Genomic DNA, 17,380 nt, shown 5'->3' on the forward strand with positions numbered 1-17,380 from the left:
TTTAAGCTGCAAGCCCCTTGGCGCCGATGTCGATGAATTTGGTGCGGCGATCCTTGATGAGCGTCGCCGGATCTTTGGCGTCAAGATCCTTGAGCATGCCTTCTATGGCGCGGCCCACAGCAGCGATGGCGGCGCTCGCATTTCGATGCGCGCCGCCCGTGGGTTCGGGTATGATCCGGTCGATGACCCCCAATTGTTTGAGGTCATCTGCGGTCAATCGCAGGGCTTCGGCAGCTTCGCGCATCTTCTCGGCGTCCTTCCACAGGATAGAGGCACAGCCTTCCGGGCTGATCACGGAGTAGATCGAATGCTCGAGCATCGCGACCCGGTTTGCCGTGGCAAAAGCCACAGCGCCGCCGGAGCCACCTTCGCCGGTGATCACCGAGACCAGCGGCACGCCGATCTGCAAACACTTCTCCGTGGCGCGGGCAATGGCTTCGGACTGGCCGCGTTCTTCTGCACCTTTGCCGGGGTAGGCGCCCGGCGTGTCGACCAACGTAATCACAGGCAATCCAAAGCGGTGCGCGATATCCATTAACCGGATCGCTTTTCGGTATCCTTCGGGGCGCGCCATACCGAAGTTATGCTCAATGCGCGACTTGGTGTCCTTGCCCTTTTCGTGGCCGATCACCATCACGGGTGTGTCATTGAACCGGGCGAGCCCGCCCATGACCGCATGGTCGTCCGCGAAGTTACGATCGCCCGCCAAGGGAGTGTAGTCGGTGAAAAGCGCGTCGATGTAGTCGCGGCAATGCGGGCGTTCGGGGTGGCGTGCGACCTGGCACTTGCGCCAAGGGGTCAGGGATTTGTAGAGATCCACTAGCATGGCACTGGCCTTGGCATCCAGTGCGGCGGCCTCTTCGGTGACATCCATCTCCTCGCTGGCGCGCGCCAAAGCCCTGAGTTCTTCTGCTTTGCCTTCAATCTCGGCCAGTGGTTTCTCGAAATCCATGTATTGGGTCATGGCTGCCTACCTGTTGTTTCCGCTCTCGTATATGGCGGGCATTGGCGGGCTTTGCAACGGGGCTCAGGCAGGCCAGAGGACCGGGTAGAGCGACGCCATCAGCAAACCGGCCATGCTCCAGTTGAAGATTTGCAACCGCAGCGGGTTGGTTAACACGCGCGCCATTTGTTGGCCCATCAAGGTCCAAAAGGCGATGGCTGGCAAGTTTACCAGACCGAAAACCAGCGCCACCAGAGCAAAGGCAACAAGCGTCTGGCTTGGTGCGTAGACAGACAAAGCGGTCAATGCCATTGCCCAGGCTTTGGGGTTGATCCACTGAAAGGCGGCGGCCTGGAGAAACGTCATAGGGGTGCCATGCCGACTCTCCTTTTTGATCGGGGCCGCAGTGGCGATTTTCCAAGCCAGATAGGACAAATAGACCACAGATACGGTTTTCAGCAGCAGAGCTGTGATGGGGTAGGTGTCAAAGACCTGCAACAGCCCGGCCCCTACCAGAACAATCATGCCTGAGAACCCGACCGAAATGCCCAACATATGCGGCAAGGAGCGGGCAAATCCGTAGTTGGCGCCAGACGCCATGAGCATAAGGTTATTGGGTCCCGGCGTTCCCGAACTGACAAGGGCAAAGAGGATCAGGGCGGAGAGAAAGTCCAGCGTCATAGCGCAATGATATGACGTCTGGAGTGATATAGGATTGCGAAATGATTCGATCTGAGCTTACTTAAGCAACTTATGGCGGTTATCGACAGCAAATCAGAGCAGATATTGTGTGAACTCAAGCGCGATGGTCGTGTCAGCAATATAGAGCTTGCATCGCGCGTGGGGCTGTCACCCTCGGCTTGCCTTCGGCGGGTGCAGGAATTGGAGCGCAGTGGTGTGATCAAGGGCTACCGCGTTGTGCTTGACCCGACGGCGCTGGGTATTGGGTTCGTGGCCTACATCGGTGTCGGGCTCAACGACCATTCCAAAGCCTCACAGGAGGCATTCGAGCGGGCTATGGCGCTGGCTCCCGAGGTCGTCGAATGCCACAATACCACCGGATCCATCGAGTATTTGCTGAGGGTCGAAAGTGCTGATCTGCCCAGCTACAAGCGCTTTCACACTGATAAATTGGGCGCATTGCCGCAAGTGAATTCAATCACTTCTTATGTTGTGATTGGCTGTCCGAAAGACGAACGGGCCTGACAGGCGCGCTACTGTGCAGCGGCCTCAGCTATGTTGGCAAAAATGCCATCCAATTTGGTTGCAAGCGCCTGCAAGTCTTCGCCGCCTTCATTGAAATAGGGCGCGAAAACGAAACTGGGTGTCTTGTAGGAAAGGGTCGCGTTTTCATCCGCATTTTCCGTGACATAGAACCGAATGGGCGCTTCGATCATGGCTGCCGTGGACGTGGCCAGCACGCGGACGGCAAAGTCATTGTTGAACACACCAACGACCCGGTTTTCCGGGATGGTTATACCCCTTTTCTGTGCCGCACCTGTGGGGCCCGCCTGCGTGACAACGCCCATTTTATGGGCCTTCACCGCGGCTTTCAGATCCGCGAGCAGGTCGCCATGTGTTTTTTCAGTGGGGATGATGACCCAGCCCTCCCGCGGCGCCATGGACTGAGCCTGCGCGGTCGTGATCCACAAGGTGGCAAGTAGAAGGGCAAAAAGACGGTACATCGCAGGCTCCGGGGTCTGGCGCAGCCAAATAGCAACGCGCTAGGGTGAAAGCCAAATCAAACTTGCGTCAGCCGTTGATCATTTCCGATTGCCGTACGATGACCTCGGCTTGTTTGATCGAAGCGATATCGACAAGGCGACCTTTGTAAACAGTGGCGCCTTCTCCCTTGGCCTTGGCCTCTTCCATCGCGGCGAGAATCTCACGCGCCTCGGCGACGGCTTCCTCTGAGGGGGTGAAGACCTCGTTGGCGATGGTCACCTGTTTGGGATGGATGGCCCATCTGCCGACCATACCCAAGGTCGCAGAGCGGCGCGCCTGCGCACGGAAGCCTTCATCATCGGAAAAATCGCCAAACGGGCCGTCCACGGGCAAGACGCCGTGGGTGCGGCAGGCCGCGACAATGGCTGCTTGCGCCCAATGCCAGGGGTCGGACCAATGCTTTTGCCCGTCGCGAACCATGTAATAGTTTTCCTGCGTGCCGCCGATGCCCGTGGTCTGCATGCCCATGGAGGCGGCAAAATCAGCCGCCCCGAGGCTCATTGCAGCCAAGCGAGGCGAGCTGGCTGCAATCTCTTCCACATGGGCAATGCCCGCCGCAGATTCGATGATCACCTCGAAAGTGATCTTCTTGGTGCGTCCTTTCGCAGCTTCGATGGCCGTGACCAGCGCATCCACCGCATAGACATCTGCGGCACAGCCCACCTTGGGGATCATGATCTGATCCAACCGGTCTCCTGACTGTTCGAGCAGGTCTACAACGTCGCGGTACCAAAACGGCGTGTCCAACCCGTTGATGCGTACCGAAAGCGTTTTTGTTCCCCAATCCACATCTGAGATAGCGGCGATCACGTGGGTACGCGCACTGTCTTTGTCTGACGGCGCAACGCTGTCTTCGAGGTCAAGGTTGATGACATCCGCGCCCGATGCCGCCATTTTCTCAAAAATCGCAGGGCGTGATCCGGGACCGAAGAGTTGGCATCTGTTGGGGCGGGCAGGGGCTGCAGGCTGCAGTTTAAAACTCATGTCGGACCTCGGTGCAATAAAGTGTCGGAATTCACGCCTCCGCTGTTATTAAATTGCGCAGGGCCTCGCAAGGGCATTTTGCAGTTGCAGCATTTTCGGTTGCTATGTTTACATTTGCAATGATTTTGCGCAAATGGCTATAAAAACCGAAGATCATTGCACAGTTTTGTCGAGGTTGGGAAACTTTGCGATGTGATTGCGTGAGATATCAGCAAGATTGCCGCAACACATGGATTCGGGGGACGACGCATGATTGAAACACCATACCTCTTGTTTTTGGGCGACGCGCCTGACCAATTGGCGGCGAAAGTCGCGCAGGGCATCAAGGACTGGCGCCCTGAGAATGCGGTTGGGCAATTCCGCATGGAAGGTTGCAAGGCAGATGTGGGTTTGCAGGACATGACCCTCGAAGAAGCCAAGGAAGCTGGAGCCAAAACACTGGTGATCGGTGTGGCCAACCGCGGCGGTTACATCAGTTCCGAATGGCGCAAGGTCCTCGTTGAAGCTTTGGAGTTGGGATTTGATCTGGCCAGCGGGCTTCACAATCTGTTGCGTGACGAATCCGAACTGATGGCGGCCGCCCAGGTTCATGGCGGTACATTGCACGATGTCCGAGTGCCGACGGATGCTTACCCGATTGCAAGTGGCGTGAAACGCACGGGCAAGCGCGTGCTGGCGGTAGGAACCGATTGTTCCGCAGGCAAGATGTACACGGCGCTGGCGCTAGATGCCTCGATGCGGGAACGCGGCATGAAGAGCACCTTCCGCGCCACAGGCCAGACAGGGATTCTGATCACGGGGCATGGGGTGCCGCTGGATGCAGTGATCGCGGATTTCATGGCGGGTGCGGTTGAATATCTGACGCCGGATAATGAGGACAATCATTGGGATATTATTGAGGGGCAGGGCAGTCTGTTCCATGTGTCTTACTCCGGTGTCACCTTGGCATTGATCCATGGTGGACAACCAGACGCGCTGATCATCTGTCACGAACCGACCCGCACGCACATGCGTGGCCTGCCGGGATACAAGCTGCCCAGCATCGAGGCGGTGAGGGACATGGCTTTACAGTTTGCTCATGTGGCGAACCCCGATTGCAAGGTTGTAGGGGTATCGATCAACACCCAACACCTCAGCGAAGAAGAGGCGACCGCCTATTGCGCCGCAGTGGAAGAACGCCTTGGATTGCCCACTGTCGATCCTTTCCGTCAGGGCGCCGGTCGTCTGGCGGAGGCGCTTGCCGCGCTTTAACGTAAAGGCCTGATCTCTGCCAGTGCTGCTGGCGGGGATTGGTTTGCCCAAAGGAAAATGTGAGCATGGAAATCAGCGTCACCCAAGATGTGTTTCGCCTTGCACAGGCTTTTACCATCAGCCGGGGGTCTCGAACGGAGGCCAAGGTGCTGACCGTACGGATCAGGGACGGAGCCCATGAAGGACGGGGCGAATGCGTGCCCTATGCGCGATATGACGAAACCATGGACAGCGTCACAGCCCAGATCGAAAACCTGCCGAGCGATGTGACCCGCGCTGGGCTTTACTATATGTTGGCGCCAGGTGCGGCGCGTAATGCAGTGGATTGCGCGCTTTGGGATCTGGAAGCAAAGCAGGCCGGCAAGCGGGCATGGGAATTGGCGGGCCTGCCCGCGCCATTGCCAGAGATCACCGCTTACACGCTGTCGCTGGACACGCCGGAAAAGATGCAAGCGCAGGCGTCGAAACACGCCCATCGTCCCTTGTTGAAGATCAAGTTGGGCACCCCGGATGACATGCCCCGTTTGGAAGCCGTGCGCACGGGGGCGCCCAAAGCGCGGATCATCATCGATGCCAATGAGGGTTGGAGTGCTGAGGTTTATGCCGATCTGGCCCCGCATTTGGTGCGACTGGGCGTGGAGTTGGTAGAGCAACCCTTGCCCGCAGCCGAGGATGATGCCCTGATCGGTCTGGACCGTCCTCTGCCGATCTGTGCTGATGAAAGTTGCCATGACCGTGCCAGTCTACCCAAGCTCAAGGGCAAATATGACATGATCAACGTCAAACTGGACAAGGCGGGCGGGCTGACGGAGGCTTTGGCGCTGCGCCGGGAAGGTTTGGCGCTTGGATATGATGTCATGGTTGGATGTATGGTCGGGTCCAGTCTTGCGATGGCCCCGGCGACCATTTTGGCCCAAGGCGTGCGTGTCACGGACCTTGATGGCCCGCTTCTGCTGGCAGAAGATCGCGAACATGCGCTGGTATTTGACGATAAAGGGGTTCACGCGCCGGATGTCAGATTATGGGGCTGACGCGCCCGGATGTCTGAGGTACCCAATGGTTTGAGGATGCGGGTGCAAAGCCCCTGTTAGGAGAATGAAATGCGCATTGTGTACTTGAATGGGGCGTATATCCCCGAAAATGAAGCATCGGTGTCGATCTTTGATCGGGGTTTCTTGATGGCGGATGGCGTTTACGAAGTCACTTCTATTCTGGGGGGCAAGCTGATCGATTTTGAAGGCCATGCCCTGCGGTTGCAGCGCTCTCTTGACGCGCTGGACATGCGCAACCCGATCACGTCGGAAGATCTGCTTGAGGTGCATCGCGAACTGGTGCGTTTGAACGAAATCGACGAAGGCATGATTTATCTGCAGATCACCCGCGGCGCGCCAGGTGACCGTGATTTTGTCTTCCCCGATCCCGAAACAACCGAGCCGACCATCGTGTTGTTCACTCAATCCAAACCCGGCCTTGCCAACAGCCCAGCGGCGCAAAAGGGCATGAAAGTCATCAGTATCGAAGACATTCGCTGGGGCCGACGCGACATCAAGACCGTGCAGTTGCTCTATCCGTCCATGGGCAAGATGATGGCCAAGAAAGCTGGTGCCGATGACGCCTGGATGATTGAGGATGGCTTTGTGACCGAAGGCACCAGCAACAATGCGTACATCGTGAAGGGCAACAAGATCATTACCCGGGCGCTCAGCCATGATATCCTGCACGGAATTACACGCGCGGCCGTGTTACGGTTTGCGCAAGAAGCGCAGATGGAAGTGGAAGAGCGCAACTTTACAATCGATGAAGCCAAAGAGGCGGATGAGGCCTTCATTACCTCGGCCAGCACCTTTGTCATGCCGGTGGTAGAAATCGATGGGGTGCCCTTGGGCGCAGGCGTGCCGGGAAGGGTCGCCCCACGACTGCGCGAAATCTACCTGGAAGAAAGCATGAAGGCCGCGATCTGAGCAGCCTTACATTTACTGGTTCAACTCTCAGGCCGGGACGATGGCCTGAGATCTGCGTTTTTGCAGACACCGGATCGCGCCCATGACGCCAAAGCCTGCAAGTCCCAGCCAGATCCCTGCGGGCAGGGGTACCGGTTTCATGTCGTAAGGGGCCGTGTAGCCCAAATCGCGAAACGAGGCGATTGTCGTCTTGCTGAGAAACAATGGGGGGTCAACATAGCCGGTCATAAGTTCGAGCGGGCCGCCCGCCCAGTTCTCGTCCCAGTGGGAATCCCGCGTGCCGGGTCCACCGTCCAACTCCACCGGTATAAACTCGGCAGTTGGGTCGAATTCCGCGCGGTAGGCTTCCAGACCGTTAAGGCCAACGTATTGGCCACTGCCGAACATGGAAACCTCGTTGCTCCACAGGGTACCAAACCCAAGAACGTGGGCAACTTCATGCAGCAAGATGCCAAAAAGTGTGCCTTTCGCTTCGATCCGTTCCAGGTCGGAAATGTCGAATTCCACCACTCCACGAGTCGGAAGTACAAACCCGTTTTGTTTGACAATTTTGGTTGGTCCGGCCTGTGCCAGTATGCCTCTGGTACCATCGATGCCGAAAGCATCAACGGTTATGTTGACGCTGTCGATTTCTATACCAGGCTGATAGCCAACCAAAGTGGACTCCCAGAATTTTTCGGCGTTCGACAGCAGTTTTCTTTGGCTTTCTGACGCGGCGAGGGGGCTTTGGAATTGGATATCAAGCGTCGAAGAAGTGGCGAGTGTGGGGAGTGATAGAGCAGATAACAACAGCGCAAAAAAATTGCGTTTCATAGTAAACCCTCCGATTACAACTGCACTGTGAAAACAGTTTACAACCCTGTCAATGACCGATCAAAACTTGAGGCATTTTTTGAACATGAGCGCTCAAAAGTACTTTTGACGGTTGCGGATCAGCGCCGATTATGTACAAAAATCAGGCACTGCAACTCAAAGTAAAAGGTCTGCAGCTTCAGGTTTTACCCACGTTTTCAGCAAAGGATTTTTCAAAGGTTTTTTGTTGATCTCCGGTCGCGTCGGTTTGGTAATCCCTTTTCCAGGCTTCCATTGTCATGCCGTAAAATAGCTCCCTTGCGGCATCTTTGCTGATATCGACTCCCTTTTCGGCGGCAGCCTCCGCATACCAGCGACTTAGGCAGTTGCGACAGAACCCTGTCAGATTCATCATGTCAATGTTCTGAACATCTGTGCGATCTTCCATGAGGTGCTTTTGCAGGCGGCGGAAGGCAGCGGCCTGAAATTCTATCTCTTGCTGGGTCGGCATGGTGGACTCCTTGATTGTATCTGTCAGATTGGGGTAGCAGCGGCGCATGTCAACCTGTACGCGATGCTTGCGACTTAGGCATTTGGCGTGTCATCAAAGTTAAATCAAATGCCGCCACGGTGACGATGGTTGCTCTGGCGGCCATCATGCGACATAACGTGCGCGAACCGTTAGCGGTAACAAGCCAATAAGGACGACTATCAAGATGAGACGCACCCGCAACGTCAAAATCGTGGCGACCCTCGGACCCGCCTCTGACACCCGAGAAATGATTGAGGCGCTCCACAATGCGGGCGCGGATGTGTTCCGGCTCAATATGAGCCACGGCACTCACGCAGAGATTCGTGAAAAACATCAGATCATTCGCGAGATCGAAAAGGATACTGGTGGCAACATCTGCATTCTGGCCGATTTGCAGGGGCCGAAATTGCGAGTCGGCGTTTTTGCCAACGAAGATGGCGAAATGCTGGAGGAAGGCGCCAAGTTCCGCATGGATTTGGATCCAGCAGCCGGCGATGGCACGCGTGTTTGCCTGCCGCACCCGGAGATTTTTGCTGCGCTGAAGCCTGGGTCCAGCCTTTTGGTCAATGATGGTAAAATCCGGCTGCATGTTGATGCCTGCAGCGCTGACTTCGCGGAGTGCACAGTCGTTGCGGGTGGCGTTATCTCCAATCGAAAAGGCGTGAATGTTCCCGATGTCGTTCTACCGTTGGCGGCATTGTCAGATAAAGATCGCAAAGATCTGGAGTTCGCCTGTGAACTGGGCGTCGACTGGTTGGCCCTGAGCTTTGTCCAACGTCCTGAAGATGTTCTGGAAGCTTCAGATCTGGCGAATGGGCGCGCCGCGATCCTGTCCAAGATCGAGAAACCAGCAGCGGTTGAGAATTTTGATGACATCTTGAAGGTCAGCGATGGGATCATGGTGGCGCGTGGCGATTTGGGCGTTGAGCTGCCTGTGCAGAATGTTCCGCCGATCCAGAAACGCCTGGTGCGCAAGTGCCGACGCGCCGCGAAACCGGTGATCGTGGCCACGCAGATGATGGAAAGCATGATCGAAAGCCCGATGCCGACGCGGGCGGAAGTCTCTGATGTGGCGACAGCCATTTATGAAGGCGCAGATGCAGTGATGCTTTCGGCGGAATCTGCGGCGGGCGATTACCCTATCGAAGCCGTGACCACGATGAACAATGTTGCGACGGAGGTGGAGCAGGATCCGACCTATACTCAGATCATCGAAGCTTCGCGCGAAACCAAGGGTGCGACCATCGCAGATGGAATCGTTTCAGCCGCACGCGAGATCGCTGAAACCACGGACATCAAGGCCATTTGCTGTTTTAGCCAAAGCGGGACAACCGCCCTTTTGGTCGCGCGGGAACGGCCCCGAGTGCCGATCCTGGCGATGACGCCGCTGGTGCGCACAGCGCGTCGCCTGACGCTCAGCTGGGGCACAAACTGCGTCATCACGGATAAACTTGATCGGTTCAAACTGGCGGTGGTGGCATCGGCGCGCGCGGCACTCCGGCAGGGCTATGCGGAGGAAAACGACCAGATCGTTGTCACGGCGGGCGTGCCGTTCAATGTGCCGGGCAGCACCAATATTCTGCGAGTTGCACCCTGCGACGAGCGCCTGATATTCAATACCGATCCAGAATAGTTGTTGCGCGCCAGAAAGAGTGTCAGGCAGGCGGTTATCGCCAAACGCCAGGCACAAACACGGGCGCGTCACACGTCATTTCGTTGTGCAATGTTGGCCACCTAGCGCGCTTAACCGGTTAGTATGTTCAAAATTGTCTCAAATCTCTCGACGGGCGGGGTTTTTGTCGAGCCGCTTATGATGTTTGCGCAGCTTCTTTCGAAAGATTTGCTTTAAATGCGGTTGGCAGAGAACACATTGCACTCTGCTCTTGCCATATGCGGCCCAACCGCCTAAAGAGCGGCTTCTTTCCGCACGACCGGCCACAGTGGCATGCCGAGTCGCGCGCAAACCGATCTGAACGATAGGAGACGGAAATGCCCAAGATGAAGACGAAATCAAGCGCCAAGAAGCGTTTTAAAGTGACGGCCACCGGTAAGGTGATGTCCGGACAAGCCGGCAAACGCCACGGTATGATCAAGCGCTCCCGCAAATTCATCCGCGACGCACGCGGGACGACAACACTGTCGGCCCCCGACGCAAGAATCGTCAAGGGCTTCATGCCCTACGACCGTTAAGGAAAGCTGATATGTCCCGAGTTAAAGGTGGAACAGTCACCCACGCCCGTCACAAGAAGGTCATCAAGGCCGCAAAAGGCTACTACGGTCGCCGGAAAAGCACATTCAAGGTTGCGCGTCAGGCGGTCGACAAGGCCAATCAATACGCCACCCGCGACCGCAAGAACCGCAAGCGCAATTTCCGCGCTCTGTGGATTCAACGGATCAATGCGGCTGTGCGCAGTCACGACGAGGCGCTGACATACAGCCGCTTTATCAATGGTCTGAACCTTGCGGGCATCGAAGTGGATCGCAAAGTGCTGGCCGATCTGGCCGTACATGAGCCGGATGCCTTTGGTGCGATTGTAAAGCAAGCACAGGATGCCCTGGCTGCCTAAGCGGCTAGACGAAAGAGAGAAACCAAAGCCGCTCCGGAACAGGAGCGGCTTTTTTCGTTTTTGACGCGCGTTCAACAGCTTCGCCTGATTTGTTCCAAGAACCTCAGACTTGTTACGGTCGGCCTATTGAGCCGCCGGAGTTAAGTGGTACAACCTCGGCAACCGATCAAACGCAAAGACCCGATGATACCGAACCGCACCAAAAATCAGGAAGTCGACGCCGAGGTGGACTTTAAGGACAGGGTCATCAGTGCGATGATCATTGGGATCATCCGGTCGCTGACGCTATTGCCCTATAGCACCCGCGTGCCGATGGGGGGGTGGTTGATTTCGCGCTTGGTGGCCCCTGTCATCGGATATCGCGGGCGGATACGCGACAACTTGCATTTTATCTTCCCGGATATGTCAGAAGAAGACGTGGCGCAGATGACTCGCGATGTCCCCGACCAGATCGGTCGGACTTTATGCGAACTCTTCTCACCCAAAAAACTGGTTGAAACGGCAGCGCGCACACCGATTACCGGCGATGGGCTGGATGCCGTGGATGCGGCCCGTGAAGCGGGAAGGCCCATCATCATCGTCTCGGGTCACATTGGAAACTACGACATTGCCCGGTCCAAACTCATACAGCGCGGCCACAAGGTTGGTGGGCTGTACCGCAGCATGAACTACAAGGGTTTCAACGACTTCTACGTATCGCGGATTTCCCAGGTGGGCACGCCGCTGTTTCTGCGTGGGCGGCGTGGCATGGGTGAGATGCTCAAGTTCCTCAAGGCCGGCAATGCAATAGCCCTGCTGATCGATCAGCATATGTCCGCTGGTGCGCCACTGAAATTTTTTGGACATACGGCTTATACGGCGCTCTCGGCAGCAGAGCTGGCTTTGCGCTATGACGCGCTGCTTGTGCCCTGTTATGGCATCCGGCAACCGGATGGTCTGAGCTTTGAGATGATCGTCGAACCTCCGATCCCGCATACAACGCCGGAAGAAATGACTCAGGCCTTGAACGACAGCCTTGAGCAACAGATACGTGCCAACATGTCCCAATGGCTTTGGGTGCATCGTCGTTGGAAGTCACAATAGCAGGAACCCAGGCGGTCCGATCCAGACTTGCGCGCAGCCCATGCAACAGGGATAATCCAAGCAATCAAACAATCGATTTCGGGGAGAAATCTCAATGTGGAAACTTCTGATACCAGCGGCTCTTGGCACTGTTTTGGCGGCGAGCGGCGTCGCTGCGCAAAGCTGTGCGGATGGCAAAACCTTGACCGAAGGCAAGTTGACCATCGCAACCGGCAATCCGGCCTATTACCCTTGGGCGATTGACGATACGCCGGAATCGGGTCTGGGTTTTGAACCGGCCGTGGCCTATGCGGTGGCGCAGGTCATGGGGTTTGAGGAAAGCGATGTGGTCTGGACAAGGACATCGTTTGATCAGGCGATCCAACCGGGTGCAAAAGACTTCGACTTCAATATGCAGCAGTTTTCGATCACCGCGGAACGCGACAAAGTTGTCGATTTTTCCGAGCCATATTACACAGCACCCATGGCAGTTCTGGTACGCGGTGGGGAGGGGTTAGATCCCAGTCTTGAAGGGTTGAAAGCATTGAAGTGGGGCGTTGTGGCCAGCACCACAGCGCTGCCGGTGGTCATGGAAACCATCGCACCCTCTGACAGCCCACTGGTTTATGACGACAATGCCAATGTGGTCGAAGCGATGAAAGCCGGTCAGGTGGACGCGGCTCTTTTCGATCTGCCGACCGCACTTTACTTGTCGGCGGTTGTTTTGGAGGGCGGTAAAGTTCTGGGCCAGTTTGCGCCGGATGAAACCGCCAACCCGGACCATTTCGGGATGTTGATGACCGAAGGCAACCCGCTCAAGGAATGCGTCGACGCGGCTCTGGCGATCTTGAACGAGGATGGATCGCTCGCCGGGATTGAGGCGGAGTGGTTGCAAGAAGCGACGGGCGTACCATTGATCAAATAGGCCGCTTGTGAACCGCAGGCAGGCATATGAAGCAGCACAGAGACGTCGGTCACTGACCGTCGCCGGCATAAGCACGGTGGCTGTGTTCATCGCAGTTGTCCTGCTTGTGCCGCTGGCGCCCGGCTGGCCGCAGGTGAAGGCCAGTTTCTTTGATGGGGGTGTTTTTGCGCAAACCTTTCCGACCCTGCTGAAGGCCTTCTTGATCGACGTGATGATCTTTGCGTGGTCGGTGCCGTTGATTTTGGGCATGGGGTTGGCGATCGCCCTGGCGCGGGGCGCACGAGCACCTGCCTTGTTTCCCTTGCGGATTTTTGGTGCAGTCTATGTCGATATTTTTCGCGGCATACCGGTGGTTTTGACCATCTATCTGATTGGATTTGGCATTCCGGGTCTCGGGTTGCCGCGTCCTTGGAACAGCCCTTATATCTGGGGAACGGTGGCCTTGGTACTGACCTACGCCGCTTATGTGGCCGAAGTTTTGCGATCGGGGATCGAGAGCATACACGCCAGCCAGCGCAACGCGTCGATTTGCCTGGGTTTGAGCGAACGTGACACCATGCGGTATGTGATCCTGCCACAGGCGATCCGACGGGTCGTGCCCGCAAACATGAATATGCTGGTGGCGTTGCAAAAGGATGTGGCGCTGCTGAGCTTTATTGGTCCGGTCGAGATACTGCGCCAGGCGGGTATCTACAAAAGCCTGCTTGCGAATTTCACACCCTATGTGGCTGCAGCACTGATTTTCTTGCTCGTAACGGTACCTGCGACTCGATATGCCGATCATCTTTTGAACCGGGACCGTGATGCCAGAAGCTAAGCTTTCGTTGCGCGGGGTGCGCAAGTCCTTTGCCGAGCATGCTGTCCTACGGGGGATTGATATGGAGGTTGCGGCGGGCGAAATGATTTGCCTGATTGGCGCCTCAGGATCCGGTAAGTCGACACTTTTGCGCTGCATCAACCAGCTTGAACCCATTGATGATGGCTTGGTTTTATTGGACGGTCAGGACATCTCCGAGCCCGGGTTGGATCTCGGACCGGTGCGGCGTCGGATCGGGGTCGTGTTTCAATCCTACAATCTGTTTCCGCATATGAGCGCCCTCGAAAACGTCCTGCTGGCCCCGCGCCGCGTTCTTGACGAAGAAAGTGGCCCTCTACGCGCTCGGGTTGCGGATCTGTTTGCGCGGTTTGGATTGGCTGCACATATGGAGAAGTACCCCGACCAGCTGTCGGGCGGCCAGCAGCAACGGGTTGCGGTCATTCGAGCATTGGCCATGCGACCGGAGATTATGCTGTTTGACGAGATCACTGCCGCACTTGATCCTGAATTGGTGGGCGAGGTGTTGAACGTGCTGCGGCAGCTGCGCAGCGAAGGCATGACCATGGTCTTGGCGACCCATGAGATGGGGTTTGCCCGAGAATTGGCGGATCGGGTCTGTTTCATGGATGAGGGCGTCATCGTCGAAGAGGGTCCGCCGGAGCAGATATTCACGACCCCAAAAGTGGAGCGGACACAGGTATTCCTTCGATCTGTTTTGCGCTAAGAGCGCGGTGCAGGCCGCCTTACCGTGCAGGCCCAGCATGAGGTTTGCCCAATGCGTCCGCTAGAAATACCACGGCACACAGCCCGGGAAAACGAAGAACCGCAGGGTTTGACATAGCTCAAGGCTTGCGAGTCACTTCGTACTTATGCTGTTTCCACGCCTTTTTGGCTGAATTTAGTGGAGGTAGGACCATGTATAAGAATATTCTCGTTCCGGTGCTTTTTGACAACCAACACGACACGCCTGCGTCTTATGCGGCGGCACGCGCCTTGGGGGACGATGATGCGGCCTTTACTGTAATGCATGTTCTGGAGGCGATCCCCGCTTACGCAGCATCCGAAGTTCCCAAGGAGGTGCTGGCCAAAACGAAAAATGACGCCGAAGAGTTTCTGACAGAGTCTGCCAAAGCTCTGCCGGGTGCATCGGCGGCTTTGGTCTCTGGTCATGCCGGAAAAACCATCGTCGACTATGCTAACGAGCACGATATCGATTGCATCATTATGGCGTCACACAGGCCCGGGATCGAAGATTTTTTCCTTGGATCCACGGCTTCTAGAGTGGTGCGCCACGCAGGGTGTTCGGTACACATCATTCGGTAGACAACAGTTCGAACTGTGAAATGGGTATAGAAGGGCAGTGCCGTTGAGTTGGAAGCTTGGCCTGAATTCATGGTGACGGAAACGGTTTGCAAGCCATAGCGGGTCCGATGCCTTGCAATCATCCCGCATTCTGGTAGCACCGCTGGAAGTTGGATGTATGAGGCAGAGATGGACGATCTCAAGCAAAAATACCTGCGCCAGATTGCGGATGCAGCAGACGAAGCATCACTGGAGTCGATCCGTTTGGCAGCCGTCGGCAAGAAGGGCGAGGTTGCGTTGAAAATGCGCGAACTTGGCAAGATGACGCCAGAAGAGCGTCAGGTTGCAGGCCCTGTGTTGAACGCGCTGAAAGATGAGATCAATTCCGCGCTGATCGCAAAAAAGGCCGGTCTCGCAGATGCGGCTTTGGATGCGCGGTTGCAGGACGAATGGCTGGATGTCACACTGCCGGGCCGCGTGCGCCCGCAAGGGACGATCCACCCCATTTCACAGGTCACCGAAGAGGTGACGGCGATTTTTGCGGAAATGGGATTTTCGGTTGCCGAAGGTCCGCGCGTTGACACGGACTGGTATAATTTTGACGCGTTGAACATTCCCGGCCACCATCCTGCCAGAGCGGAGATGGACACATTCTACATGCACCGGGCGGAAGGCGATAACCGTCCGCCGCATGTTCTGCGCACCCACACCAGCCCGGTACAAATCCGGTCCATGGAACAAATGGGCGCGCCCTTGCGGATTATCTGTCCAGGCGGTGTCTATCGCGCGGATTATGACCAGACACATACGCCGATGTTCCATCAGGTCGAAGGTCTTGCAATCGACAAAGATATCTCCATGGCGCATTTGAAATGGGTGCTGGAAGAATTCGTCAAAGCCTATTTTGAGGTGGATGGCGTGGATTTACGGTACCGCGCGTCGCATTTCCCATTCACAGAACCTTCTGCCGAGGTTGATATCCGCTGTTCCTGGGAGGGTGGCACGCTGAAAGTGGGCGAAGGCGACGATTGGTTGGAAATTCTGGGCTCTGGCATGGTGCATCCCAAAGTATTGGCCGCAGGTGGCATTGACCCGGACAACTGGCAGGGATTTGCCTTTGGCATGGGGATCGACCGCATTGCGATGCTGAAATACGGGGTGCCCGATCTGCGCGCTTTCTTCGATTCCGACTTGCGGTGGTTGCGGCATTACGGTTTCGCGAGCCTAGACCAACCCAACCTGCACGGCGGCTTGAGCCGTTAAAGCTCGACGAATTGATATGATTATGCTACCCTGCGTTCCATGGACGATGAGGAATACAACCCAGAGTTTAGTTCACGCGCGGTTTTAGTCGCCGTTATGGTGTGCCTCATTGTGGTGGCGCATGTCTTCATGTGGTTCTCTGACATGCCCCAAGACCTCAAAATTACTTTTACTATTCTGAATATTGTGGGCTGGACAATTGTGCTGATGCCTATCTTGCTCGTGGACAAATGGCTAAATGCCATTCAGAACCGCAACAACGACGAATGATCGGTTGAAATTGAGCGGGTTCTTGTCCCGACCTTGCGCGCTGCGACTCTTGCACTGCTGGCAGATAGGATCTCGCCAAACGCTTTTGTGACGTGACACGGCATTTTTCTGCGTTAGCGTGCCGGCTATGAAGCTTCTGATTTTGCTGTTGATCCTGATTGCGGGGCCGGTCGCCGCGATGACGCCGGAAGAAAGATCCTGCGAGGGTGTCGAGCCCTGTATGATAGGGGATCGCAGCTACCACTTGCGCGTGCCGGACGATTGGGATGGGATGACACCTTTGCCGGTCATGCTGCATTTTCATGGATGGCAGCGGCAAGGAACTTTGACCATTCGACACCCGAGAATTTCCGACGCAACCCGAAGGCGTGGCGTGTTGCTGATTGCGCCTAACGGACTAGGGCGTAGTTGGGATTTCTGGCGACCCGGCACAGATGATGTGGGTTTCGCGCGCGCTGTTCTCGAAGATGTCAAAGCCCGTTACCCGATCGTCGAGGACCAAGTGTTCGTCTCAGGTTACTCATGGGGAAGCAACATGGCCTGGCGATTTGTCTGTGAAGATGGCGCGGACATCGCCGCGCTCCTGGCCATCTCCGGCACGCTCGAGCAAACCGAGGACTGCGAAACAGCACCAAAGGAAGTCAGGCAGGTCTATGGGTTGAGCGATCCGGTCCTGGATTTCCCATTCGGTCCTAACGGCGAATCAGACTATCCCGTATTCTTGTGGCGCGAAAGATATGGATGCGGTGAAAGCCGCGCATTGGGGCCTTGGCAGCAGGTTCCTTTCCTGACCTTGGAACGTACCATTTGGGAGGCTTGTGACACTGGCCGCGTCAGCCTTGATTTGCACCCAGGAGGCCACTTCATTCCGCATGGTTGGATCGCGCGTCAGCTTGACGAGCTGCTGGGCCTGCCAAATTCATATCCGTAAGGTCGAGCTTTGCGTCACCAATGGCTTTCCCCCCCGGTTGCTTTGAGCTATCACG

The 17,380-nt window shown here is 56.3% G+C and carries 21 protein-coding genes; 15 read left to right on the top strand and 6 right to left on the bottom strand.

Going from position 1 to position 17,380, the window contains the following annotated elements; all coding sequences use genetic code 11:
- Nucleotide 1: 1 nt before the first annotated feature.
- Nucleotides 2-964, bottom strand: a complete 963-nt coding sequence (locus tag AB8B75_RS08625; protein ID WP_405361439.1) for an acetyl-CoA carboxylase carboxyltransferase subunit alpha — start codon at nt 962-964, stop codon at nt 2-4.
- Between the two features lie 63 nt (nt 965-1,027).
- Nucleotides 1,028-1,624 (bottom strand): LysE family translocator, encoded by a 597-nt coding sequence (locus AB8B75_RS08630; protein WP_405361440.1) that lies wholly within the window; start codon nt 1,622-1,624, stop codon nt 1,028-1,030.
- Nucleotides 1,625-1,696: 72 nt separating this feature from the next.
- On the opposite strand from AB8B75_RS08630, the gene AB8B75_RS08635 reads away from it, so the two are divergent.
- Nucleotides 1,697-2,149: an Lrp/AsnC family transcriptional regulator gene (locus AB8B75_RS08635; RefSeq protein WP_405361442.1), complete on the top strand. Its 453-nt coding sequence runs from the start codon at nt 1,697-1,699 to the stop codon at nt 2,147-2,149.
- Nucleotides 2,150-2,157: 8 nt separating this feature from the next.
- Here AB8B75_RS08635 and AB8B75_RS08640 read toward each other — a convergent pair whose 3' ends face one another.
- Together AB8B75_RS08640 and AB8B75_RS08645 are read right to left on the bottom strand one after the other, a co-directional pair.
- Nucleotides 2,158-2,628, bottom strand: coding sequence for a DUF302 domain-containing protein (locus tag AB8B75_RS08640; protein ID WP_405361444.1), 471 nt, complete (start codon nt 2,626-2,628; stop codon nt 2,158-2,160).
- Nucleotides 2,629-2,695: 67 nt separating this feature from the next.
- On the bottom strand, nt 2,696-3,652 hold the full coding sequence (locus tag AB8B75_RS08645; RefSeq protein WP_405361445.1) for an L-malyl-CoA/beta-methylmalyl-CoA lyase: 957 nt from the start codon (nt 3,650-3,652) through the stop codon (nt 2,696-2,698).
- A gap of 249 nt (nt 3,653-3,901) precedes the next feature.
- Here AB8B75_RS08645 and dgcN point away from each other — a divergent pair, with 249 nt between their 5' ends.
- From dgcN to AB8B75_RS08660, 3 genes are all read left to right on the top strand, one after another.
- Nucleotides 3,902-4,903, top strand: coding sequence for an N-acetyltransferase DgcN (gene dgcN / locus AB8B75_RS08650; RefSeq protein ID WP_405361446.1), 1,002 nt, complete (start codon nt 3,902-3,904; stop codon nt 4,901-4,903).
- Nucleotides 4,904-4,968: 65 nt separating this feature from the next.
- A complete protein-coding gene (gene dgcA, locus AB8B75_RS08655; protein ID WP_405361447.1) occupies nt 4,969-5,934 on the top strand; it encodes an N-acetyl-D-Glu racemase DgcA in 966 nt (321 codons plus the stop codon).
- Nucleotides 5,935-6,003: 69 nt separating this feature from the next.
- Entirely contained in the window at nt 6,004-6,864 is an 861-nt protein-coding gene (locus tag AB8B75_RS08660) for a D-amino-acid transaminase (protein ID WP_405361448.1), read from the top strand.
- Nucleotides 6,865-6,891: 27 nt separating this feature from the next.
- On the opposite strand, the gene AB8B75_RS08665 is transcribed toward AB8B75_RS08660, so the two are convergent.
- Both AB8B75_RS08665 and AB8B75_RS08670 read right to left on the bottom strand, forming a co-directional pair.
- Nucleotides 6,892-7,677, bottom strand: coding sequence for a leishmanolysin-related zinc metalloendopeptidase (locus AB8B75_RS08665; RefSeq protein ID WP_405361449.1), 786 nt, complete (start codon nt 7,675-7,677; stop codon nt 6,892-6,894).
- Nucleotides 7,678-7,855: 178 nt separating this feature from the next.
- A complete protein-coding gene (locus tag AB8B75_RS08670; protein ID WP_405361450.1) occupies nt 7,856-8,167 on the bottom strand; it encodes a DUF1244 domain-containing protein in 312 nt (103 codons plus the stop codon).
- A 205-nt stretch (nt 8,168-8,372) separates the two neighbouring features.
- On the opposite strand from AB8B75_RS08670, the gene pyk reads away from it, so the two are divergent.
- From pyk to AB8B75_RS08725, 11 genes are all read left to right on the top strand, one after another.
- On the top strand, nt 8,373-9,821 hold the full coding sequence (pyk, locus tag AB8B75_RS08675; RefSeq protein WP_405361451.1) for a pyruvate kinase: 1,449 nt from the start codon (nt 8,373-8,375) through the stop codon (nt 9,819-9,821).
- Nucleotides 9,822-10,177: 356 nt separating this feature from the next.
- The gene (rpmI, locus tag AB8B75_RS08680; protein ID WP_405361452.1) at nt 10,178-10,378 is read left to right on the top strand and encodes a 50S ribosomal protein L35; all 201 of its coding nucleotides are present in this window, start codon (nt 10,178-10,180) and stop codon (nt 10,376-10,378) included.
- An 11-nt stretch (nt 10,379-10,389) separates the two neighbouring features.
- The gene (rplT, locus tag AB8B75_RS08685; protein ID WP_219504822.1) at nt 10,390-10,755 is read left to right on the top strand and encodes a 50S ribosomal protein L20; all 366 of its coding nucleotides are present in this window, start codon (nt 10,390-10,392) and stop codon (nt 10,753-10,755) included.
- A gap of 144 nt (nt 10,756-10,899) precedes the next feature.
- Nucleotides 10,900-11,838 (top strand): lysophospholipid acyltransferase family protein, encoded by a 939-nt coding sequence (locus AB8B75_RS08690; RefSeq protein ID WP_405361453.1) that lies wholly within the window; start codon nt 10,900-10,902, stop codon nt 11,836-11,838.
- Nucleotides 11,839-11,932: 94 nt separating this feature from the next.
- Nucleotides 11,933-12,742: an ABC transporter substrate-binding protein gene (locus AB8B75_RS08695; protein ID WP_405361454.1), complete on the top strand. Its 810-nt coding sequence runs from the start codon at nt 11,933-11,935 to the stop codon at nt 12,740-12,742.
- A 7-nt stretch (nt 12,743-12,749) separates the two neighbouring features.
- Complete coding sequence (locus tag AB8B75_RS08700; RefSeq protein ID WP_405361456.1) at nt 12,750-13,559, top strand: amino acid ABC transporter permease; 810 nt, start codon at nt 12,750-12,752, stop codon at nt 13,557-13,559.
- Nucleotides 13,546-14,283 carry an amino acid ABC transporter ATP-binding protein gene (locus AB8B75_RS08705; RefSeq protein ID WP_405361458.1) on the top strand — a complete coding sequence of 246 codons (738 nt, stop codon included), beginning with the start codon at nt 13,546-13,548 and terminating at the stop codon, nt 14,281-14,283. Before AB8B75_RS08700 ends, AB8B75_RS08705 begins: the two co-directional genes overlap by 14 nt.
- Before the next feature lie 191 nt (nt 14,284-14,474).
- A complete protein-coding gene (locus AB8B75_RS08710) occupies nt 14,475-14,882 on the top strand; it encodes a universal stress protein (RefSeq protein ID WP_405361459.1) in 408 nt (135 codons plus the stop codon).
- A gap of 168 nt (nt 14,883-15,050) precedes the next feature.
- Nucleotides 15,051-16,124, top strand: a complete 1,074-nt coding sequence (gene pheS, locus AB8B75_RS08715; protein WP_405361460.1) for a phenylalanine--tRNA ligase subunit alpha — start codon at nt 15,051-15,053, stop codon at nt 16,122-16,124.
- A 39-nt stretch (nt 16,125-16,163) separates the two neighbouring features.
- Nucleotides 16,164-16,394, top strand: coding sequence for a phenylalanyl-tRNA synthetase subunit beta (locus tag AB8B75_RS08720; RefSeq protein WP_405361461.1), 231 nt, complete (start codon nt 16,164-16,166; stop codon nt 16,392-16,394).
- A 127-nt stretch (nt 16,395-16,521) separates the two neighbouring features.
- Entirely contained in the window at nt 16,522-17,325 is an 804-nt protein-coding gene (locus AB8B75_RS08725) for an alpha/beta hydrolase family esterase (RefSeq protein ID WP_405361463.1), read from the top strand.
- The last annotated feature ends 55 nt before the right edge of the window (nt 17,326-17,380 follow it).

The organism is Roseobacter sp. (genome assembly GCF_045106495.1).
Classification (GTDB): domain Bacteria; phylum Pseudomonadota; class Alphaproteobacteria; order Rhodobacterales; family Rhodobacteraceae; genus Roseobacter.